Source organism: Parasynechococcus marenigrum WH 8102, from assembly GCF_000195975.1.
Classification (GTDB): Bacteria; Cyanobacteriota; Cyanobacteriia; order PCC-6307; family Cyanobiaceae; genus Parasynechococcus; species Parasynechococcus marisnigri.
Genome location: NC_005070.1, coordinates 117470 through 138635 on the forward strand (window position 1 = coordinate 117470; position 21166 = coordinate 138635).

At 62.3% G+C, this 21166-nt stretch carries 23 protein-coding genes and 1 riboswitch; of the genes, 16 read left to right on the top strand and 7 right to left on the bottom strand.

Features of this window, described 5'->3' with window-relative positions:
• Positions 1 to 28 precede the first annotated feature (28 nt).
• Both ahcY and TX72_RS00605 read left to right on the top strand, forming a co-directional pair.
• Entirely contained in the window at positions 29 to 1459 is a 1431-nt protein-coding gene (gene ahcY, locus TX72_RS00600) for an adenosylhomocysteinase (protein ID WP_011126997.1), read from the top strand.
• A 60-nt stretch (positions 1460 to 1519) separates the two neighbouring features.
• A complete protein-coding gene (locus tag TX72_RS00605) occupies positions 1520 to 2179 on the top strand; it encodes a DedA family protein (protein ID WP_011126998.1) in 660 nt (219 codons plus the stop codon).
• Positions 2180 to 2201: 22 nt separating this feature from the next.
• Here TX72_RS00605 and TX72_RS00610 read toward each other — a convergent pair whose 3' ends face one another.
• On the bottom strand, positions 2202 to 2579 hold the full coding sequence (locus TX72_RS00610; protein ID WP_011126999.1) for a single-stranded DNA-binding protein: 378 nt from the start codon (positions 2577 to 2579) through the stop codon (positions 2202 to 2204).
• Positions 2580 to 2719: 140 nt separating this feature from the next.
• On the opposite strand from TX72_RS00610, the gene TX72_RS00615 reads away from it, so the two are divergent.
• The 7 genes from TX72_RS00615 (at position 2720) to TX72_RS00645 (ending at position 9037) form a co-directional block, all read left to right on the top strand.
• Positions 2720 to 3772, top strand: a complete 1053-nt coding sequence (locus tag TX72_RS00615) for a rod shape-determining protein (protein WP_011127000.1) — start codon at positions 2720 to 2722, stop codon at positions 3770 to 3772.
• A 4-nt stretch (positions 3773 to 3776) separates the two neighbouring features.
• A complete protein-coding gene (mreC, locus tag TX72_RS00620; protein WP_011127001.1) occupies positions 3777 to 4523 on the top strand; it encodes a rod shape-determining protein MreC in 747 nt (248 codons plus the stop codon).
• 2 nt (positions 4524 to 4525) lie between these two features.
• Positions 4526 to 5035 (top strand): hypothetical protein, encoded by a 510-nt coding sequence (locus TX72_RS00625; RefSeq protein WP_011127002.1) that lies wholly within the window; start codon positions 4526 to 4528, stop codon positions 5033 to 5035.
• A complete protein-coding gene (locus tag TX72_RS00630) occupies positions 5032 to 6321 on the top strand; it encodes an ABC transporter substrate-binding protein (protein ID WP_011127003.1) in 1290 nt (429 codons plus the stop codon). The genes TX72_RS00625 and TX72_RS00630 overlap by 4 nt, the downstream gene beginning before the upstream one ends.
• A 109-nt stretch (positions 6322 to 6430) precedes the next feature.
• Entirely contained in the window at positions 6431 to 7192 is a 762-nt protein-coding gene (gene rpaB, locus TX72_RS00635) for a response regulator transcription factor RpaB (protein WP_011127004.1), read from the top strand.
• Between the two features lie 45 nt (positions 7193 to 7237).
• On the top strand, positions 7238 to 8746 hold the full coding sequence (lysS, locus tag TX72_RS00640) for a lysine--tRNA ligase (protein ID WP_011127005.1): 1509 nt from the start codon (positions 7238 to 7240) through the stop codon (positions 8744 to 8746).
• Between the two features lie 27 nt (positions 8747 to 8773).
• Positions 8774 to 9037 (top strand): DUF8660 family protein, encoded by a 264-nt coding sequence (locus tag TX72_RS00645; protein ID WP_006851112.1) that lies wholly within the window; start codon positions 8774 to 8776, stop codon positions 9035 to 9037.
• Between the two features lies 1 nt (position 9038).
• On the opposite strand, the gene TX72_RS00650 is transcribed toward TX72_RS00645, so the two are convergent.
• Genes TX72_RS00650 through egtB form a run of 4 tightly spaced genes read right to left on the bottom strand, consistent with a single transcriptional unit; the run spans position 9039 to position 11869 of the window.
• Positions 9039 to 9515 carry a hercynine metabolism protein gene (locus TX72_RS00650; RefSeq protein WP_011127006.1) on the bottom strand — a complete coding sequence of 159 codons (477 nt, stop codon included), beginning with the start codon at positions 9513 to 9515 and terminating at the stop codon, positions 9039 to 9041.
• Complete coding sequence (locus TX72_RS00655) at positions 9512 to 9748, bottom strand: hercynine metabolism small protein (RefSeq protein WP_011127007.1); 237 nt, start codon at positions 9746 to 9748, stop codon at positions 9512 to 9514. Before TX72_RS00655 ends, TX72_RS00650 begins: the two co-directional genes overlap by 4 nt.
• Positions 9749 to 9770: 22 nt before the next feature.
• A complete protein-coding gene (egtD, locus tag TX72_RS00660; RefSeq protein WP_011127008.1) occupies positions 9771 to 10724 on the bottom strand; it encodes an L-histidine N(alpha)-methyltransferase in 954 nt (317 codons plus the stop codon).
• Complete coding sequence (gene egtB / locus TX72_RS00665; RefSeq protein ID WP_042504066.1) at positions 10721 to 11869, bottom strand: ergothioneine biosynthesis protein EgtB; 1149 nt, start codon at positions 11867 to 11869, stop codon at positions 10721 to 10723. The genes egtD and egtB overlap by 4 nt, the downstream gene beginning before the upstream one ends.
• Before the next feature lie 116 nt (positions 11870 to 11985).
• Between egtB and TX72_RS00670 the strand changes: the two genes are divergently transcribed.
• Positions 11986 to 13011, top strand: coding sequence for a hypothetical protein (locus tag TX72_RS00670; protein ID WP_011127010.1), 1026 nt, complete (start codon positions 11986 to 11988; stop codon positions 13009 to 13011).
• Position 13012: 1 nt separating this feature from the next.
• Here the strand turns inward: TX72_RS00670 and smpB are convergent, their stop codons facing one another.
• Complete coding sequence (gene smpB, locus TX72_RS00675) at positions 13013 to 13513, bottom strand: SsrA-binding protein SmpB (protein WP_011127011.1); 501 nt, start codon at positions 13511 to 13513, stop codon at positions 13013 to 13015.
• A 50-nt stretch (positions 13514 to 13563) separates the two neighbouring features.
• On the opposite strand from smpB, the gene ruvB reads away from it, so the two are divergent.
• The 6 genes from ruvB to thiC all read left to right on the top strand — a co-directional run bounded on the left by ruvB (position 13564) and on the right by thiC (position 18989).
• Complete coding sequence (ruvB, locus tag TX72_RS00680; protein WP_011127012.1) at positions 13564 to 14610, top strand: Holliday junction branch migration DNA helicase RuvB; 1047 nt, start codon at positions 13564 to 13566, stop codon at positions 14608 to 14610.
• Positions 14607 to 15380: a tetratricopeptide repeat protein gene (locus TX72_RS00685; RefSeq protein WP_042504070.1), complete on the top strand. Its 774-nt coding sequence runs from the start codon at positions 14607 to 14609 to the stop codon at positions 15378 to 15380. The genes ruvB and TX72_RS00685 overlap by 4 nt, the downstream gene beginning before the upstream one ends.
• Positions 15381 to 15382: 2 nt before the next feature.
• The gene (locus tag TX72_RS00690) at positions 15383 to 16558 is read left to right on the top strand and encodes a M20 family metallopeptidase (protein WP_011127014.1); all 1176 of its coding nucleotides are present in this window, start codon (positions 15383 to 15385) and stop codon (positions 16556 to 16558) included.
• Positions 16558 to 16776 carry a DUF3188 domain-containing protein gene (locus tag TX72_RS00695; protein WP_011127015.1) on the top strand — a complete coding sequence of 73 codons (219 nt, stop codon included), beginning with the start codon at positions 16558 to 16560 and terminating at the stop codon, positions 16774 to 16776. Before TX72_RS00690 ends, TX72_RS00695 begins: the two co-directional genes overlap by 1 nt.
• Before the next feature lie 10 nt (positions 16777 to 16786).
• A complete protein-coding gene (locus TX72_RS00700) occupies positions 16787 to 17404 on the top strand; it encodes a HEAT repeat domain-containing protein (protein WP_011127016.1) in 618 nt (205 codons plus the stop codon).
• Between the two features lie 31 nt (positions 17405 to 17435).
• Positions 17436 to 17544, top strand: a riboswitch (TPP riboswitch).
• Between the two features lie 44 nt (positions 17545 to 17588).
• Positions 17589 to 18989 (top strand): phosphomethylpyrimidine synthase ThiC, encoded by a 1401-nt coding sequence (thiC, locus tag TX72_RS00705; protein ID WP_042504076.1) that lies wholly within the window; start codon positions 17589 to 17591, stop codon positions 18987 to 18989.
• Positions 18990 to 19110: 121 nt separating this feature from the next.
• Here the strand turns inward: thiC and tkt are convergent, their stop codons facing one another.
• Positions 19111 to 21120, bottom strand: a complete 2010-nt coding sequence (gene tkt, locus TX72_RS00710; protein WP_011127018.1) for a transketolase — start codon at positions 21118 to 21120, stop codon at positions 19111 to 19113.
• Between the last annotated feature and the right edge of the window lie 46 nt (positions 21121 to 21166).

Here is a 21166-nt window from a genome sequence, read left to right on the forward strand (position 1 = left end):
CTCCACGTATCCCAGGGAGCATTAAGTCATGGTGGCAGCGCCCACAACCGCGACGGAACTCAAGCTTGGTGTCGATTGCGTTATTGCCGACATCAATCAGGCCGCCTTCGGCCGTAAGGAGCTCGACATCGCCGAGACCGAAATGCCCGGTCTGATGGCGCTGCGCGAGAAGTACGGCACGGAGAAGCCGCTGAAGGGCGCCCGCATCGCAGGCTCTCTGCACATGACGATCCAGACCGCCTGTCTGATTGAGACCCTGGTGGAGCTGGGCGCCGAGGTGCGCTGGGCCTCCTGCAACATCTTCTCTACCCAGGATCACGCCGCTGCTGCCATTGCAGCCCAAAACATTCCGGTGTTCGCAGTTAAGGGTGAAACCCTTGAGGAGTACTGGGAGTACACCCACCGCATCCTCGAGTGGGGCGACGGTGGTTCCCCCAACATGATCCTGGACGACGGTGGTGATGCCACCGGTCTGGTGATGCTGGGCAGCAAGGCCGAGCAGGACATCACCGTTCTGGACAACCCCTCCAACGAAGAGGAGACCTTCCTGTTCGCGTCGATCAAGAAGAAGCTGGCCCAGGACCCCACCTTCTATTCACGGACCAAAGCCGAGATCCAGGGCGTCACGGAAGAGACCACCACGGGTGTGGCTCGCCTTTACAAGATGCAGAAGAGCGGTGAACTGCCCTTCCCCGCTATCAACGTCAACGACTCCGTCACCAAGAGCAAGTTCGACAACCTCTACGGCTGCCGCGAGTCGCTGGTGGACAGCATCAAGCGTGCCACCGATGTGATGGTGGCCGGCAAGCAGGCCCTGGTGATGGGCTACGGCGATGTGGGTAAGGGCTCAGCCCAGTCCCTGCGCGGTCTTGGTGCCACCGTCTGCATCGCCGAAGTGGATCCCATCTGTGCCCTGCAGGCCGCTATGGAGGGTTACCGCGTTGTCCGTCTTGAGGACGTGGTCGAGGAGATGGACATCTTCGTGACCGCCACCGGCAACTACCAGGTGATCCGCAACGAGCACCTGGAGAAGATGAAGGACGAGGCCATCGTCTGCAATATCGGCCATTTCGACAACGAGATCGATGTTGCCTCCCTCAAGGGCTACGAGTGGGACAACATCAAGCCCCAGGTCGACCACATCACCTTGCCCAGCGGCAACCGCATCATCCTGCTGGCGGAAGGCCGCCTGGTGAACCTGGGCTGCGCCACCGGCCACCCCAGCTTCGTGATGAGCAACTCCTTCACCAACCAGGTGCTGGCTCAGATCGAGCTGTTCACCAAGGGCAACGAGTACGGAAAAGAGGTGTACGTGCTGCCCAAGCACCTCGATGAGATGGTGGCCCGTCTCCACCTGGATCGCATCGGCGCCAAGCTCACCGAGCTGAGCAAAGACCAGGCCGATTACATCAACGTGCCCGTTGAAGGTCCCTATAAGCCCGACCACTACCGCTATTGATCACCCAATCAGCGGATTGTTCAGCCCCGTGGAAGACTTGCGCGATCGTGCGCAGGCTCCATGGGGCTTTCTGATGTCATCACGCAGCTGCCTCAGCTGATCGGCCAGGCGGTGGAGGCGAACCAATGGCTTGGCTACACCGCCATCTTCGCGGCGATGTTCCTCGAGAACCTGTTCCCGCCGATTCCCTCCGAGCTGATCATGCCGCTTGGAGGTTTTTATGTGCAGCAGGGTCAGCTTGATCTGGTGCCAGTCGTGCTGGCCGGACTGCTGGGAACGGTGCTCGGCGCTCTTCCTTGGTATGGGATTGGACGACTGATCAACGAAGAGAGAATTGAACAGTGGCTTGGCAACCACGGTCGCTGGATCGGCATCAGCCCTGAAGAACTGGGGCGCAGTCGTCGCTGGTTCGGACGCTACGGAACCGCACTTGTGTTTTGGGGGCGTTTGGTGCCCGGCATCCGCACCTTGATCTCCGTGCCGGCTGGCATTGAGATGATGCCGATGGCACCGTTTCTGCTTTGGACGACTGCCGGCAGCCTGATCTGGACCCTCCTGCTCACCGTGGCGGGGATGGTGCTCGGCGAGGGCTACAACACCGTTGAACTGTGGATCGATCCGGTCTCCAAAGCTGTGAAAGTGCTGCTGGTGGTGGCTGTTCTCTCTGGGGCGATCTGGTTAGGGCTGCGGGTCTGGCGCCGGCGTCAGTCGTCCGACTGACCGCCAGCGCCAACGGTCGGCTTCAGAAGGGGATCTCTTCATCAGAAGCCTGGCCGCCAAAGCTGCCAGCGGCTTCCTGGTTGTCCCGCTTGGAGCCAAGCAGTTCAAGACGATCGACGCGTACAACCGGCTTGCTCCGTTCTTCACCGCTGTTGCGGTCGGTCCAGCGATCCAGCTTGACGCTGCCGATGATGCCCAGCAGGGAGCCTTTTTTCACGTAGTCAGCGGCCACCTGAGCCTGTTTGCCCCAGATCTCGAGGTTGAACCAGTCGGGCTCGTCGTCGCGGCTGCGGCGATTCACGGCCATGGTGAGATTGGCGACCATGCTGCCGGATTCGAAGTAACGCACTTCGGGGTCGCGACCGGCTCGGCCGACGAGGGTGACGGAATTCACGCCCATGGGATTCACTCCTTGTGTTGGTTTCAATGATGCGCCACGGTTTTTATGGCTGCTTTCAAGGAGTTCCACCCCTACCGCCGGATGTAACAGGCAGCGTTGGATTCCGCCCCTATGATTCGCCGGCCTGAGGTCCTGTGGCCGTGCTGTTTCGTCGTTTCCAGCTGTCTCGCGACATCGGCATCGACCTTGGCACCGCCAACACGCTGATCTATGTGTCAGGGAAGGGCATTGTGTTGCAGGAGCCGTCGGTAGTCGCGCTGGATCTTGAGCGCGGCACACCACTGGCTGTGGGTGATGAGGCGAAGTTGATGCTGGGTCGGACCCCAGGCAACATTCGCGCTGTACGGCCTCTGCGCGATGGTGTGATTGCCGACTTCGATGCGGCTGAGCAGATGCTCAAGACCTTCATCACCAAAGGCAATGAAGGGCGCGGCATCATGGCTCCCCGTTTGGTGGTGGGTATCCCCAGCGGTGTGACCGGTGTTGAACGTCGCGCAGTGCGAGAAGCGGGCATGGCCGGTGCAAGGGAAGTGCATCTGATCGATGAACCAGTGGCAGCCGCCATTGGTGCGGGCCTGCCGGTGACGGAACCCGTCGGCACGATGATTGTTGACATCGGCGGTGGCACGACTGAGGTGGCCGTTTTGAGTCTCGGTGGCACGGTGCTGAGTGAGTCCGTGCGCGTCGCCGGTGATGAAATCACCGATGCGATCGGGGTTTACCTCAAGAAGGTGCACAACATGGTGGTCGGTGAACGCACCGCTGAGGACATCAAGATTCGCGTCGGCTCTGCATTCCCCGATGACGCCTTTGACCAGGAGTCAATGGATGTACGTGGCCTGCATCTCCTCTCCGGCCTGCCTCGTACGATCAATTTGAGAGCAGGCGATCTTCGAGAAGCGATTGCCGAGCCCCTCAACGTGATCGTTGAGGCGGTGAAGCGCACCCTGGAGCGCACCCCACCTGAGTTGGCTGCCGACATCGTCGATCGAGGCATCATGCTGGCCGGTGGTGGAGCGTTGGTGCGCGGTATCAGTGATCTGATCAGCCACGAGACGGGCATCTTTGTACACATCGCAGAAGACCCTCTCCTCTGCGTGGTCAATGGTTGTGGCCAGGTGTTGGAGGACTGGAAGCGCCTCCAACGCGTGGTCGACACCCCGGAATTCATCCGATCACCCGCCGGCGCCTGAGCCCATGGCTCCATCGCTGCGGCCTGGGACGAGTCGTTTGCGGGGATTCGCTCAGCTCACACCGTGGCTTCTGCTGATCTCCGGCCTGATCGTTGTGCGCCTCAGTAAGGGTGCCGGTTTCACCGATGCTTATGCCTTGCTCAGCCGACCGTTCTGGCCCGGTCCAGCGCAGCGGGAATGGATTGTTGCCGCGACCGATCTGGAACAGGCATCCAGGCTGAAATTGCTGGAGAGAGATAACCAACGTCTGCGTGGCCTCCTGGCTCTACAGCAGGACGGCTCTCAGGCTGGTCTGGTGTCTGCGGCGGTGATTGCCCGCCGTCCCCGTGGCTGGTGGCAGCAGCTGGAGCTCGGTAAGGGTGGTCTGCACGGCATCGCCGCGAACGACGCCGTCATCGGGCCCGGAGGACTGCTCGGCCGGGTGTCCAGTACGACGCCAGCCACTGCACGGGTGAAATTGCTGACCGCGCCAGGTCATGAGATCGGTGTTTGGTTGCCCCGCTCTCGCCGCCATGGTCTGCTGGTGGGTATGGGGTCCAGTCGGCCCAAACTTCGCTTCATCGATCGCGATCCGGATGTTCGGCCGGGTGATCTGGTGAGCACATCGCCAGCAAGCACACTGCTGCCGCCCAACATTCCAGTGGGGGTGGTGCAGGCTGTTGAGGAGCAGGCGGCGCCGTCCACCGCCGCTGTGGTGCAGCTGATTGCCGCACCGGAGGCTATCGACTGGGTGCAGATCATGACGCGCTGACCATGGCTCGTTTGTATCAACGTCCGATGTGTGTGGCCTCAAGTCTTCTGGTGCCGTTGGCCACCCTTGCCACCCCCCCCTGGCTGGGCCTTGATGGCGTGCCACCGGCCTGGGTTGTGATCTGGTTGTTGCCCTGGGCGTTGGTGGATGGTCCGCTCTCCGGAGCGTTGTCCGGCCTAGCGCTGGGATTGGTGATGGATGGCCTGCACCTGTCGGGTTGGAGTCAGGTCCCTGCGTTGGTGCTGCTTGGCTGGTGGTGGGGTCGTCTGGGGCGTCGCGCCCAGCCGATCCAGCGAAGCCTCAATCTCGGTTTGCTGGCTTGGCTGGGGTCCATGCTGCTGGGCATCACGGTGTTGGCTCAACTTCTGATTCTTTCCGGTTGGCCGCTGGACCCACAGCTGCAGACCTGGGGTTGGCACACCCTTTGGTGTCAGGCCCTGATCACCGGGTTGCTGGCACCGATGCTCGCGTCGGTTCAACTGCTGATCTGGCGAAGCAGGGCGTTGTTATGAGACTCAGCCGCCGGAAGCTGCTGATAGGAGCTCTTGCGGCAGGGATGGCGGCCTGCGGTCGACCTCGGTCGCAGCAGCGGTCTCTTGAGCTCTGGACCCTGCAGCTGGCTCCCAAATTCAATGACTACTTCGCTGATGTGCTCGGGGTCTGGCAGCTACGCCACCCAGCTGCAGCCGTCCGCTGGACAGACCTCCCTTGGGGATCAGTGGAGCGCAAGTTGCTGGCGGCCGTTTATGCCCGCACGGCGCCCGATGTGGTGAATCTCAACCCACCGTTTGCCGCCAACCTCGCCAGCAAGGGAGGACTGACAGACCTGACGCCGCTGCTGCCACCGCATGTTGCTGATCTCTATCTACCGTCCGTCTGGGATGCCTGTCGCGATGCCGATGCGGGACAGATTGCAATTCCCTGGTACTTAACGGTCCGGCTCAGCCTGGTCAATCGAAGGTTGATGGAGCGTGCTGGCATTGATCAGCCCCCCAGCCGTTGGGAGCAGATTCCAGACTTTGCGCGCCGGATCCGCGAGCGAACCGGTCGGTACGGACTGTTCATCACGACCGTGCCGGATGACTCGGCGGAGTTGCTGGAATCTTTGGTGCAGATGGGCGTCACCCTGCTGGATGGCCAGCGCCGGGCGGCCTTCGACAGTCCAGCCGGCCGTCAGGCCTTCCGCTTCTGGACGGATCTGTACCGGCAGGGACTGCTTCCCCGGGAGGTGGTCAGCCAGGGGCAGCGCCGAGCGATCGAACTGTTCCAGAGCGGTGATCTAGCGATGGCGTCCACTGGGGCGGAGTTTCTGCGCAGCATTCAGGTGAATGCCCCGGGCATCGCCGCCGCAACAGAACCTCATCTGCCCCTCACAGGACCTGATGGCACGGCCAATGTGGCCCTGATGACCCTGGCAGTTCCGCAGCAGAGTGCGCGGGCCCAGGAGGCCGTGGATCTGGCTTTGTTCCTCACCAATGCTGCCAACCAAACCCGTTTTGCTGAACAGGCCCGGGTGTTGCCCTCTTCCGTTAAAGCTTTGGCGGCGGTGCGCTCGTCTCTGGAGCAGGAACAACCCACCACCGAGCCGGAGCGGCAGATCCGCAGGGCCCGTTTGCTGTCCGCCCAGACCCTTACGCAGGCCGGGGTTCTGGTGCCTGCTCTGCCGGGTATTAAGCGCCTGCAGAGCATCGTGTACACCCAGCTGCAGCGCTCAATGCTGGGGCAGTTGAGCAGCGACGCAGCGCTGGGGGAGGCGGCAAGGGAATGGAACCTTTATTCCCAGGCTCGCTGGCCCTAACCAAATCCGGACTTCCTTAAGAGAATCGGTAAAGGGAATGCGGCAGAAGCGCTTTCGCCCCAATCCGTTCGGGTTGAACGGTATGGTTTCAACTCGTTAAGCCAGGTTGATGTCTGGTGACGTCCTGAGCCAACCAAAAGCCACTGTTCTCGTCGTTGATGACGAGGCGGCTGTTAGGCGCGTGCTCGTGATGCGCCTGCAACTTTCCGGCTATCGCGTCGTGTGCGCTGAAGACGGTGAGCAGGCGCTCGAGCTGTTTCACAGCGAGTCGCCAGATCTGGTGGTACTTGATGTGATGCTGCCGAAGCTGGATGGTTTCGCGGTCTGTCGGCGGCTTCGGGCCGAATCCTGCGTGCCGATCATCTTTTTATCTGCCGTCGACGCCATTTCCGAGAAGGTGGCTGGTTTGGACCTTGGAGCCGACGATTACCTGCCGAAACCATTCAGTCCCAAGGAGCTCGAGGCACGCATCTCCACCATTCTGCGCAGAGTTGGACGTGGTGCAGCAGAGATTGAGAGCCGTGAGCTGCCGACAGGTCAGGGAGTGATGTGTATCGGGGAGCTGGTGGTTGATACCAACCGCCGACAGGTCACCCGCGGTGCTGAGCGGATCAACCTCACTTACACCGAATTCAGCCTCTTGGAATTGTTGTTTCGTGAACCCGGTGAGGTGGTGCCACGGGCTGAAATTCTTGAACAGCTGTGGGGGTATCCACCGCGCCGTGCTGCTGACTTGCGGGTGGTGGACGTTTACGTGGCGCGTTTACGGGGCAAATTGGAACCGGATCCACGCAACCCCGAGCTGATCCTCACGGTTCGTGGCATCGGCTACTGCTCTCAGCGTCTGGGGGAGACCGCGGCGACGGCCTGATTCACCCGCGAGCGGGCAGGATGGCGCCCGATTGCCTCGTCTGCCGTGTCTGAGCTGCGCGACACCCGTTTGGAGAAGTGCCAGGCACTGTCTGATCTGGGCCAGGGTCCCTACGCCCTCAACTTTGAGCCGACCCATCGCATGGCGGCCTTGCATGAGGCCCATGCCGACCTCCCCAATGGCGAGGAACGTGAGGTGACGGTGTCCGTCGCCGGGCGGGTGATGACCCGGCGGGTGATGGGCAAGCTCGCCTTTTTCACCCTGGCGGATGAGACCGGCACCATTCAGCTGTTTCTGGAGAAAGCGGGCCTGGAGGCGCAGCAGGAGGGCTGGTTCAAGCAGATCACCGGTCTGGTCGATGGCGGCGACTGGCTTGGGGTGAGCGGCACGCTGCGCCGCACCGATCGCGGTGAGTTGTCGGTGAAGGTGAGCGATTGGCGCATGCTCACCAAGGCGCTGCAACCGCTGCCGGATAAGTGGCACGGCCTGGCCGATGTGGAGAAGCGCTACCGCCAGCGCTATCTCGACCTCATCGTGTCGCCGGACAGCCGGGAGACTTTCCGCCGCCGGGCACGGTTGGTGAGCGGCATCCGCCGCTGGCTGGATCAACGTGATTTTCTCGAAATTGAGACTCCGGTGCTGCAGAGCGAACCGGGCGGTGCCGATGCTCGGCCCTTCGAGACCCACCACAACGCTCTTGATCTTCCCCTCACCCTGCGCATCGCCACCGAACTGCATCTCAAACGCCTGGTGGTGGGTGGCTTCGAGCGGGTGTACGAGCTGGGCCGGATCTTTCGCAATGAAGGGGTCAGCACCCGCCACAACCCGGAATTCACCTCGGTGGAGATCTATCAGGCCTACTCCGATTACATCGGAATGATGGAGCTCACTGAGCAGATGGTCAGCGCCGTTTGCCAGGAGGTGTGCGGCAGTTGCCAGATCACGTACCAGGACACCGAGATTGATCTCAGCCCCCCCTGGCGACGGGCCACCATGCATGAGCTAGTGGAGGAAGCCACCGGTCTTGATTTCAATAGCTTCAGCAGTCGGGAGGCGGCGGCTGTAGCGATGACCGGCAAGGGCCTGCATGCACCTGAACTGGCCGATTCCGTGGGGCGTCTGCTGAATGAAGCGTTCGAGCAGGCGGTGGAGACAACGCTGATTCAACCCACCTTTGTGACCGATTACCCGGTGGAGATTTCACCGTTGGCCCGGCCTCACCGCAGCAAACCCGGCCTGGTGGAACGTTTTGAGCTGTTCATCGTTGGCCGCGAGCATGCCAATGCCTTCAGTGAGCTCACCGATCCGGTGGATCAGCGGCAGCGCCTGGAGGCCCAGCAGGCCCGTAAGGCTGCCGGGGATCTCGAAGCGCAGGGGTTGGATGAAGACTTCGTCACGGCCCTCGAGGTGGGCATGCCTCCCACCGGTGGGTTGGGTATTGGTATCGATCGTTTGGTGATGCTGCTCACGGATAGCCCATCGATCCGTGATGTCATTGCCTTCCCGCTTCTGCGGCCGGAGCCCAGGGCGGCGGATGCCCCCGCAATGGGATAATGCACTAAGTGGCATGATCCGAATCCCATGAGTGGAGAGCGCGTTGGGTTCCGCTTTAAGCACGCTGATGCTGTGGTCAAGCGCAACCCCCAGGGCCGTTCCCGCCGGGGTTGGGTGATGGAACCGGTGGAGCAGACCACCAGCCGTGGCACCAAGATGCCTGCTTATCGGATTCGCTGGCGCGATAGCGAGCGCCCTGAAATCGTGCTGCAGCACATGCTGATTGCGGACCCGGATCCCACGCCTCCGCCCGAGGGTGTCAGCCTTGAGCCCCCCGCCCCCAAGGCCTGAGTCAGCTCAGACCAGCATCACGACGCAATTGCTCCAGTTCCTGGTCGGCTTCAAATAGAGCCCAGTCCCGATCAAGGGAAGACACACCGCTGCGCTGTTGCCGGCTTAGTTCGTTGAGTTGCTGATCCACTTCCTTGAAGCGCCGGCCGAGGTCTGCCAGGTCCATCCATAGCGTTCGTCCCTGATTCATCAGGTCGTTGAGATGCTGTTCAGCTCGTTTGCTGAGCTCCTTCTCTCCGGCGCGTTTGGCTCGCTCCGTGCGCTCCGTCCAGGCGCGGACGTCTGCGGCAAGAGCGAGAAGCTGTTTTCGCTGTTCCTCGGCATCCTGTTGCAATTGCTGCCGTTGGCGCTGCAGGGACCGAGCCCGGTCCAGCTGATGTTGCTGCCTGAACAACTGCTCCTGGACGGGGTTTTGGCTCAGAAACGCAGCCAGCCGTTGGTCCAGCTCCCGTTCCAGTTGCTCCAGCCAGTTGCTCATGGGTTGCTCCCCGGTGTGGTGATCACCGGTTTCTCGATCTCGGTCTCCAGGGGTTCGATCGCGGCTGTCTTTGAGTTGAGGATCATCTGAGCTAACTGCGCCGCTTTCACTTCGCCGACTGCTCCCTCCAGTCCACCAAGACGATCAAATGCAGCCAGGTACACAGCCTCCAGCTCCTGGATCAGCTGCTCGCGCTGCTGCTTGATCGCCTGACGCCGTTCCTCGGTTTTCATCCACTCGCCTGGAATTCATTGTTCAGTCTGCCGGCAGGAGCAGATGCATCGATAAGTGATCCTCAGCGTCATGCCAGCGTTGCTCGATCCTCCAACCGGCGCGCAGGGCTAGATCGGCAGCTGCGGTTGGGCTGTACTTCACACTGTGTTCGGTGATCCAAAGGTCACCGCTGGTGAAGGACCAGGGTCGCCCTGCCAGCTGAAGCGTCTGATCGCAACGGCTTACCAGTGCCATCTCGATGCGACTCGCCTGTGGTTGCCAACGGGCTCGATAGGAAAAAGATGTTGGGTCGATGTCTCCTTGCAGATCGCGATTCAGCCGTGTGAGCAGATTGCGTGCGAAGGCCGCAGAGACCCCTGCCGCATCGTCATATGCGGCCTCCAGCAGCGTTGGATCGCGCGGTTGGTCCAGCCCCAGCAGCAGCGGCCCACCGCGGAGCAGGTGGCGAAACCGCCTCAGCAGCTCGACGGCCTCATCTGGCCTGAAGTTGCCCAGGGAACTTCCAGGAAAAAATCCCACAAGGGGTTGCCCGTCCAGCAGTGGATGGGCCGGCAGAACGTCCAGCTGGCTGTGGTCACAGCAGATTCCCAGCATCGAAACCGTCGGATGATCCGCCTTCAGACCCTCCAGCGCTTCCTGTAGCGCCGAACGGCTGATGTCCAGTGCCACAAAGCTGCTGGCCTCCATGGCGTTCAACAGGGGGGACACCTTGGGGGCATGACCGATGCCGAATTCCACCATGACTCCTTTGCCCACCGCAGCAGCCATGGCCTTCGCGTGCTGGTCCAGCAGGGCCAGTTCCGTGCGCGTCAGGCTGTATTCGGGTTGTTCACAGATGGCGGCAAAAAGCCGTGAGCCCTCGCCGTCGTACAGCAGCCAGGCCGGCAGCTGCCTGGGGCTAGAGCGCAGGCCCTCTTCCACAAGCCGCCGCAGATCGGCGGGCTCGGGGTGGAGATCCAGCAATTCGATGGTCATCGCGCCAGCCGCAGGCCTGCGGCCATCCAACGGCTGGCGGGTGGGAAGAAATTTCTGTAGGTATCGCGGCTATGGCCGGGGGGCGTCAGCCAGCAACTGCCCCGCAGCACAAACTGAGAACTCATGAATTTGCCGTTGTATTCGCCGATGGCGCCGGGCGGTGCCACAAAACCGGGGTAGGGGCGATATGGGCTTGCTGTCCACTGCCACAACACCCCATGGCTGTGGAGCAGGGCTTCGCCGTGCACCGCAGCGGCGTGCTCCCACTCAGCTTCGGTCGGCAGACGGGCATCACTCCAGCGGGCGAAGGCATCCGCTTCAAACCAGCTCAAGTGCCGCACAGGAGCATCCGGATCCAGCGGCTGGCGGCCGGCCAGGGTGAATTCCTCCTGTACACCACGCCAGTAGCGCGGGCCGATCCAGCCGTTCTGCTGACAGAGGCTCCAGCCTTCACTCATCCAGAGATCCGGGCGCGAGTAACCACCGTCCGCGATGAAGGCCTGGAACGCGCCATTGCTCACCAGGTCATTGCGGATCTCGAACCCATCCAGCCACGCGCGATGACGGGGACCTTCGTTGTCGAAGTGGAAGCCCGTTCCCCTATGGCCGATGGACACCAAACCTTCGTCGCAGCTCAGCCATCCGTCGGATGCGGTCTGGATGCTGAGGTCTGCCTCACGGTGATAGCAAGGTTCCAGCGGTTGACGGCTGAAGCCATCCAAGAGGTCCATCAACAACAGCTCCTGATGCTGCTGTTCGTGCTGCAGACCCAACTCCAGGAGCTGAAGACTCGTTTCATCGGGTGCTTGGAGCAATTCCTCCAGACCGTCATTCACCCGTGAGCGCCAGCGCAGGATCTCCTTGACGGTGGGCCGACTCAGTAATCCCCGTTGGGGTCTGGGGTGACGATCACCAACGCTGTCGTAATAGGAATTGAACTGATAAGCCCAGCGGGGATCACAGGGCTCGTGCCCCTTGAGATGGGGTTGCAGCAGGAATGTCTCAAAAAACCAGTTGGTGTGAGCCAGGTGCCACTTCGGCGGACTGGCATCCGCCATTCCCTGCAGGCCCAGATCCTCCAGTTCCAGGGGATCGATCAACGCCTCACTGCGATCACGTACCTCAAGAAGGGTGTTCAGCTGCAAGACCAGGTTCAACGTTCGCCGCGGACCCTAAAGCGAGCTCTTCATTGCCGCAGCGTCCTTACGATCGAGTGAGGAATTTTGCGGGCTCTGAAGCTCGTCCGGTCCGGAGGTCGGAGATGGCCCGTGTCAGCGCCAGCCAACGCGAGCGTGCCGCAGAGGGGCGTGTATGGCCCGTAGTCGCCGCTCTGGTGATCTCAGCTTTGCTAGGAACGCTGATTGGTTGGCTGTTCCTCTCCCGCGGATCAGGTTCGGGGGATTCCCCTGCAACCGACTCCAAGCGTGCGGAACGGGAGCTGGTCAGTCCGCAGCCACCATCTCAAACTAAAAATTCAGAGCCGCGACAGCAGTTGCTCAACCGCCTGCGGGCGCTGCAGGTCAACCGCACCTGGTTCCTCAGACTGGTGGACAGCAGCTGGCTCAGCCGCTTCCCCGAGCGGGGAGGGCGGTTGCCTTCTGCCTCCATAGACGACGGTCCGCTGAGGCAGGTTTGGGACGATTTGTCCGAGGAGTGGTTGGCCCGGGTTGAGCAACTGCCGCCAGCGATCCGCGCCCGGCTGGGACAGCTCGACAACCAGGACTGGGACAAGCAGAAGCAGATCCTGATCCAGCAGGACGTTCACCCTCGGGTGATTCAGGCGCTGGTGACTGCCGCCGCGCGCACCGTTCTCCCCGGGGATGTCAGTGCAGGCCCAGTTGAGGAGCCCTACCGCCAACTTTGGATCGCTGCCGCGATCGAGACTCTCAAGGGAATCAGCATCGACACGATTGCTGCGCGATCCGTTGAAGTCACCACCCGCTCGCTCAGGGTGTCGTCGGGCGGAGCCCGTTTGATCGCGGTGACGGTTCCAGTGGGATCGTCGCTGGTGCTGGGGATCAACGGCACACCGTTGATGGAGATGACAGTGTTCGGTTCGGATGGCCAGGTGCTGGCGGCCAGAGGCCCACTTCGGGTGGTCAGCCTCCCTCCCGAGGCGGGATCACCGGTGCAGGTGCTGGTGGTGAATGACGGTGTTGCGTCCGGCGTGCTAACCCTGTCCTGCCGCGCTGATGCACCGCCGCAGCCCCAAATGGTTCAGCAGCCTGACGTCGATGCACCTGAGATGAACGAAGCGGAGGAGTCGGACTTCGACCCGATGGAATGAATCAGAAGCGGGCTATCGCCGCTTTCACCTCTTTCTTCGATTGCTTCTCCTTCTCGGCAGCGCGCTTGTCGTGCAACTTGCGGCCTTTGCCCAGCCCAATCGTGAGCTTGATCCAGGAACCCTTGAGGTGGATGTTCAAAGGGATCAGGGCGAGGCCTTTCTGATCGAGTTGACCGCGCAGCTTGTCGATTTCGCGGCGGTGGGCCAACAGCTTGCGGGTGCGTAGCGGGTCGTGGTTGAAGTAAGCGCCTGCATGGCTGTGGGGTGAGATGTGCACGTTGTGCAGTTGCAGTTCACCGTTGCGGATCAGACAGAAGCCGTCCCGCAGGTTGGCCTTTCCGTTGCGGATCGACTTCACTTCGGTCCCCACCAGTTCAATGCCCGTTTCCAGGGTTTCTAGGATTTCGTACTGGTGCCTGGCCTGACGATTGTCCGCCAGCATCCGATTGGCTGCGGCACGGGCCGCGGCTGCGGCTGCTTTTTTCGCTCCCCCCTTGGCCATGGCTGCGGCTGCGTCTCCCGACCCTATCCAGGTCTGGGTACCCTTCCGGCATGGCGATCGTCTCCTCCAACGCCGGCTCCTCTGCGCCCCGTCGTGAGCCGGTGCTCGATGCGCAGCCGTTGCCCGAGGAATCGAGCGGGCGTCCCGACGATGGTTTGCGTCCCAAGCGACTGGACGACTACATAGGCCAGGACGAACTGAAGCAGGTGCTGGGAATCGCCGTTCAGGCGGCCCTCGGCCGTGGTGACGCCCTGGATCATGTGCTGCTTTACGGCCCTCCAGGTCTCGGAAAGACCACCATGGCCCTGGTGTTGGCCGAAGAACTTGGGGTGACCTGCCGCATCACCAGTGCTCCGGCCCTTGAGCGTCCCCGGGACATCGTGGGTCTCCTGGTCAATGTGCAGCCACGGGATCTGCTGTTCATCGACGAGATCCATCGCCTCAACCGGGTCTCGGAGGAGCTGCTGTACCCCGCGATGGAGGATCGACGGCTGGACCTCACCGTTGGCAAGGGCAGCACAGCGCGCACCCGCTCTCTTGAGTTGCCACCCTTCACCCTGGTGGGGGCCACCACCAAGGCTGGATCGCTCAGTTCACCGCTGCGCGACCGTTTCGGCCTGATCCAGCGGCTTGAGTTTTACGGCCAGGAGGATCTGGAGGCGATCGTGTCTCGAACCGCTGATCTGCTCGGAGTGTCCCTCTCCGCTGGGGCCTGCCGTCGCATTGCGGGCTGTTGCCGCGGCACGCCGCGGATCGCCAACCGTCTGTTGCGCCGGGTCCGTGATGTGGCCTGTGTTCAGGGGCGACAGAACCAGATTGATGAAGGTCTGGTGAGCCAGGCCCTGAGCCTGCATCGGGTCGACCATCGTGGCCTGGATGCCGGTGATCGACGTCTACTGGCGCAACTGGATCAGCACCATGATGGTGGACCTGTAGGCCTTGAAACCCTGGCTGCTGCCCTCGGGGAAGATCCCACCACGCTGGAATCGGTGGTGGAACCCTTTCTGCTCCAGCAAGGGCTACTGGTACGCACGCCGCGAGGCCGGATGCTCACCGAAGCCGCCCGCGCGCATCTCCGCGAGCAGGAGGTGGCATGACGCGCTTGTTTGCCGCGCTGTTGGTTGGTCTGCTGTTGCTCCTGCCTCAGACCGTTGCAGCTGAGGATTTGGAATCGCTCTACGGCCGGGCTCTCCAGGCCAGTCAGAGCGGAGACTTCGTGCAAGCGCTGCCGCTCTGGGATCAGGTGCTGGAGCTATCTCCAAACGATGCCGCTGCCTTGAGCAACCGCGGCAATGTGCGTCTGGCCCTTGGAGATCCCGATGGGGCAATCGCCGATCAGGCCCGTTCGATCGAACTGGCTCCAGAGGAACCGGATCCGCACTTAAACCGGGGTACTGCTGAGGAAAGCATTCAGGACTGGGCTGCCGCTGAAGCGGATTACCTCTGGATCCTGGAGCGGGACGCCACGGATGCCTCCGCGTTGTACAACCTCGGCAATGTGCGCGGTTCCACGGGGGATTGGGACAGCGCCAGACGCCTCTACGAAGAGGCGGCTCATGCACGGCCCGGTTTCGCCATGGCCCGCTCCAGTGCCGCCCTGGCGGCATGGCAGCAGCAGGATCTGGTTTGGGCTGAGGCTGAACTGCGCAAGTTGATCCGCCGTTATCCCCTCTTTGCTGATGCCCGGGCCGCCCTCAGCGGCCTGCTCTGGCAAGGGGGCTTTTCCGGTGAAGCCGAAAGCCATTGGGCCGCGGCTGCCGGCCTCGACACCCGTTATCGCCAGAAGGATTGGCTGCTTGATGTGCGGCGTTGGCCGCCGCAACCCACCCAGCAGCTGATGGCCTTTCTGGCTTTAGAGGAGCGCTGACGGTGCTGGATCATGAGCTGTTGAACGGCCTGGATCAGGCCCTGCCCGAGCTGATCGAGCTGCGCCGACATCTGCATGCCCACCCTGAGCTCAGCGGCGAGGAGCATCAGACGGCAGCCCTGGTGGCTGGAGAGTTGCGGGCCTGCGGCTGGCGCGTTCAGGAGGGCGTAGGACGCACGGGGGTTGTGGCAGAAGCCGGTCCGCTGGATGGCCCCACGGTTGGTCTGCGGGTGGATATGGATGCCCTGCCTGTGGAGGAGCGCACCGGTCTCTCCTTTGCCTCCACCCGTCAGGGGGTGATGCACGCCTGCGGCCATGACCTGCACACCTGCATCGGACTTGGTGTGGCACGGCTGTTGGGGGCCAGGGAGGAGTTGCCCTTTCGGGTTCGTTTGCTGTTTCAACCTGCTGAGGAGCTGGCTCAGGGGGCGGTCTGGATGCGTGATGCCGGCGCCACCGACGGGCTGAACGCCCTTTTTGGCGTGCATGTGGTGCCGAATCTGCCGGGGGGCAGCGTGGGCATCCGCCGCGGTTGCCTCACCGCAGCAGCGGGAGAACTGGAGATCCAGATCCAAGGGGAAGGCGGGCATGGTGCCCGTCCTCATCAGGCGGTGGATGCAATCTGGCTTGCCGCTCGGGTGGTGACCGAACTGCAGCAAGCCATCAGTCGCCGCCTCGATGCACTGCAGCCGGTGGTGATCAGCTTCGGGCGGGTGGAGGGTGGCCGGGCCTTCAATGTGATCGCCGATCGGGTGCGCCTATTGGGCACGGTGCGTTGCCTGGATCTGGATCTGCATGGGCGATTGCCGGCTTGGATCGACAACACCGTGCAGGCGATCTGCCGCAGTGGTGGTGGCGAGGCGGAGGTGAGCTACCGCTGCATTGCTCCACCGGTGCACAACGACCCCGGTCTCACCGATCTGATGGAAGGCCGAGCTGTACAGCTGCTGGGCCGGGACCAGGTTCTGCCTGTTGATCTGCCGTCGTTGGGGGCTGAAGACTTCGCCGAGCTGTTGCGGGATGTGCCCGGCACCATGCTCAGGCTTGGGGTGGCCGGGCCGGATGGCTGTGCGCCACTGCATCACGGCCGGTTTCAGCTGGATGAGCGGGCCTTGGGGGTCGGCATTCAGGTGCTCACCGCCACCCTTTTGGAATGGATGGAGGTGCAGTCGGTCTGATGAAGCGCTTGTCGCTCAGTTTTGTCTCTCTCGGTGCTCCGTTGCTGCTGATGCTGGCGCTGGTGGCGGTGCAACAACGCCAGGGCAGGGATCGGATTCAGGCCCTGCCGGCGGCGCTGGTGGGAACCGGCCTGATGATCAGTAGCGCAGTGGGCCGTCGCCGGCACCGCGCCCGGATCCTGAGTGCGTTGCGCAGCAGTCGGCACTCTTCTCCGTGAGACTGATGGCATGACTGAGTCTTCCGACACCCCCGTCCCAGATCTCGCCGTGCTGCAGGAGGCCATTGCCAGCGGCGATCCGGTGCGCGCCATGCCGGCTTTGACCCAGCTCCGGTTTGTCTCCGACGCTGATGCGGTGCCGCTGCTGGTGCTGGGCACCGAGCAAAAGCCCTTCCTGGTGCGCTCCCTTAGTTGCAGTGGCCTGGGCTACAAGCGCACCGAGCAGGGCTGGGACGTGTTGAGGCGCTTGCTGGTGAACGATGAGGACCCGAATGTGCGGGCGGAAGCGGCCAATGCACTGGCCAGCTATGGCGTGGATCGGGCCTGGCCGCTCCTGCAAAACGCTTTCGCCGCTGATGACGCCTGGCTGGTGCGCTGCAGCATTCTTTCGGCGCTGGCCGAGCAGCCGGAGATCAATCTCTCCTGGTTGATGGAGCTGGCGACGATGGCGATCGCAGATCCCGACGGGACGGTGCGGGTAAGCGGGGCCGAAATTCTCGGGCGTCTGGTGCGGGATGGTGCCGGGCAGGCCGTTGGTGTTCAGGCCAGAGCGCTGTTGCAGCCGCTTCAGCAGGACAGTGATCACCGTGTGGTGGCAGCTGCTCTGAATGGTCTGCAGTCGAGCTGACCTGGAAAGTCAGGCACGCTTGCTAGCTTTCAAACACCACTAGGGGTGCCTCGATCGGTTTTCTGGTCGACGGGGCTGAGATCACACCCTCTGAACCTGACCCGGGTCATGCCGGCGAAGGGAAGTGACCAGCGTGATCGAACAGGCCGTTGCCGACCTCTGGCTTCCCATTGCAGTTCTGATCATGCGCGCTTCCTGGGTGTCTCCCCGTAAGGGCCAGGCCAATGTGTCTCAGATGCATTACGCCCGTCAGGGGGTGGTGACTGAAGAAATGGCCTACGTGGCGAAACGGGAAAATCTGCCCGAATCGTTGGTCATGGAGGAGGTGGCCCGGGGCCGCATGATCATCCCCGCCAACATCAATCACACCGGCCTTGAGCCCATGGCGATCGGCATCGCCAGCAAGTGCAAGGTGAATGCCAACATCGGCGCCTCTCCCAATGCCTCCGATGCTGCCGAGGAGGTGAACAAGCTGAAGCTGGCGGTGAAGTACGGCGCCGACACGGTAATGGACCTCTCCACCGGTGGCGTGAACCTGGATGAGGTGCGCACGGCGATCATCGATGCATCTCCTGTGCCGATTGGCACTGTGCCGGTGTATCAGGCCCTGGAGAGCGTGCACGGCTCGATCGAGAAGCTCGATGAGGATGATTTCCTTCACATCATCGAGAAGCACTGTCAGCAGGGTGTGGACTACCAGACCATCCACGCGGGTTTGCTGATCGAGCACCTGCCCAAGGTGAAGGGGCGTCTCACCGGCATCGTGAGCCGCGGCGGCGGAATCCTGGCCCAGTGGATGCTTTATCACCATCGCCAGAACCCGCTGTACACGCGGTTTGATGACATCTGCGAGATCTTCAAGCGCTACGACTGCACCTTCTCGTTGGGAGATTCCCTGCGTCCCGGTTGCCAGCACGATGCCTCCGATGCTGCTCAGCTGGCTGAACTGAAGACCCTCGGAGAACTCACTCGTCGTGCCTGGAAGCACGACGTGCAGGTGATGGTGGAAGGTCCTGGCCATGTGCCCCTGGACCAGATCGAGTTCAACGTGAAGAAGCAGATGGAGGAGTGCAACGAGGCTCCCTTCTACGTGCTGGGTCCACTGGTCACCGATATCGCTCCCGGTTACGACCACATCACCTCAGCGATCGGTGCGGCCATGGCTGGCTGGCATGGCACGGCGATGCTCTGCTACGTCACCCCCAAGGAGCACCTCGGTCTGCCCAACGCGGAAGACGTGCGTGAAGGCCTGATCGCGTACAAGATTGCAGCTCATGCGGCTGATATCGCACGCCATCGCCCCGGTGCCCGTGATCGTGACGATGAGCTCAGCCGCGCCCGTTACAACTTCGACTGGAACAAGCAGTTTGAGTTGTCGCTGGATCCCGAGCGCGCCAAGGAGTACCACGACGAAACGCTGCCGGCGGACATCTACAAGCAGGCCGAGTTCTGCTCCATGTGTGGACCCAAGCACTGCCCGATGCAGACCAAGATCACCGAAGAGGACATCGAAGGTCTGGAGAAGGTGTTGGAAGCTCGTGGAGCAGCAGAGCTCACCCCTGTGAAGCTCGATAAGGCTGACTGACGCGGCCACTCCGAATTGGCTCGCATGCCCGGCTTCTGATTCAGGAGCCGGGTTTTTTGTTGAACAAAAAAGACCCCCTGCCGTAGCAAGGGGTCTGAAATTTCGATTGGACCGTCGTTGATCAGGCCAATAGGGCGCTGGCCTTGGCCACCAAGTTCTCCACGGTGAAACCGAACTCCTTCAGACAGGTGCCACCGGGGGCGGAAGCACCAAAGCGGTTCATGGTCACGCTGTCGCCGTCGAGGCCGATGAAGCGGTGCCAGCCGAAGGATTCAGCGGCTTCCACCACCATGCGCTTTCGTACGGCGTTGGGGAGCACCTTTTCTTTGTAGGCGTCGCTCTGCTCGTCGAACAGCTCTACGCATGGCATGGACACCACGCGAACCTTTTTGCCGGCTTCCGTCAGTTGCTTGGCAGCCTGGACGCAGAGGTCGAGCTCGGTGCCGGTGCCGATCAGGATCAGCTCAGGGGTGCCGTCGCAATCCTCCAGCACGTAACCACCTTTGGCGACCTTGTCGATCGAGGAGTTGGCCTGGTTGGCCATGCCCTGGCGGCTGAGGCAGAGAGCGCTGGGGCGCTTGCGGTTTTGAATCGCCAGCTTGTAGGCGCCGCTGGTCTCGTTGGCATCGCCAGGACGGAACACCAGCATCCCGGGCATAGCGCGCAGGGAGGGGATGGTCTCGATCGGCTGGTGGGTGGGGCCGTCTTCACCGACGCCGATGGAGTCGTGGGTAAGCACGTAGATCACACCCAGCTCGCTCAGGGCCGACAGGCGCATCGAGCCGCGCATGTAGTCGGCGAACACCAAGAAGGTGCCGCCGTAGGGGATCAGGCCGCTGTCGTGATATGCGATGCCGTTGAGGATGGCCGCCATGGCGTGCTCACGCACGCCGAAGTGCAGGTAACGCTTCTCAGGGGTTTCAGGCTGGTAGGAGCCGGTCTCACCCTTGATATCGGTGTAATTGGAGTGGGTGAGGTCAGCCGAGCCGCCGATCAGTTCGGGCAGGTTGGGGCCGAGGGCACCCAGGCAGATCTGGGAGTGCTTGCGGGTGGCCAGACCCTTCTCGTCAGGGCCAGCGGTGGGCAGATCCTTGTCCCATCCCTCGGGCAGTTCACCGCGGAGCATCCGCTCGAACTCAGCCGCTTCAGCGGGGAATTGGGTGCGATAGGTGGCCAGGGTCTGGTTCCACTCGGCTTCGAGGCTGGCGCCACGCTCGATCGCCTGACGGAACTGGTCGTAAGCCTCCTGGGGCACCTCGAAGGGGCCGTACTCCCAGCCCAGCTGCTGGCGGGTGAGAACGGTTTCGTCTTCACCCAGGGGTGCACCGTGCACGCCGGCGGTGTCGCCCTTGTTGGGGGAGCCGTAGCCGATGGTGGTGGTCACCTTGATGATCGACGGCTTGTCGGTCACGGCCTTGGCGGCTTCGATCGCCTTGGCGATGGCGTCCACATCGGTGTTGCCGTCGGCCACGTGCTGCACATGCCAGCCGTAGGCCTCGTAGCGCTTGAGCACGTCCTCGGTGAAGGACACGTCCGTGCGGCCGTCGATGGTGATGTGGTTGTCGTCGTAGAAGGCGATCAGCTTGCCCAGTTTCAGGTGGCCGGCCAGGGAGCAGGCTTCCGAAGCGATGCCCTCCTGGTTGCAGCCATCACCCATCACCACATAGGTGTAGTGATCCACGAGGGTGGCGCCGGGCTTGTTGAACTTGGCGGCCAGGTGGGATTCAGCGATCGCCAGACCCACGGCGTTGGAGATGCCAGCGCCCAGGGGGCCGGTGGTCACTTCCACGCCAGGAGTTTCAAAGGTTTCGGGGTGGCCGGGCGTCTTGGAGCCCCACTGACGGAACTGCTTGATGTCGTCGATCGACACCGAGTCGTAGCCGGTGAGGTGCAGCAGCGCGTACAGCAGCATGCAGCCGTGACCAGCCGACAGCACAAAGCGGTCGCGGTTGAACCACTTGGGGTTCTTGGGGTTGTGCTTCAGGAACTTGTCCCACAGCGCGTAACCCATGGGTGCGCAGCCCATCGGCAGGCCGGGGTGGCCGCTCTTGGACTTGTTGATGGCATCGACGGCCAGCATCCGGATGCTGTTGATGCAGAGCGTGTCGAGAGACGCGGGCGCAGCGACCATGGTGTTAGAAGGAAAAGTTGGGGCGATTGTGACGCACGATGAGAGC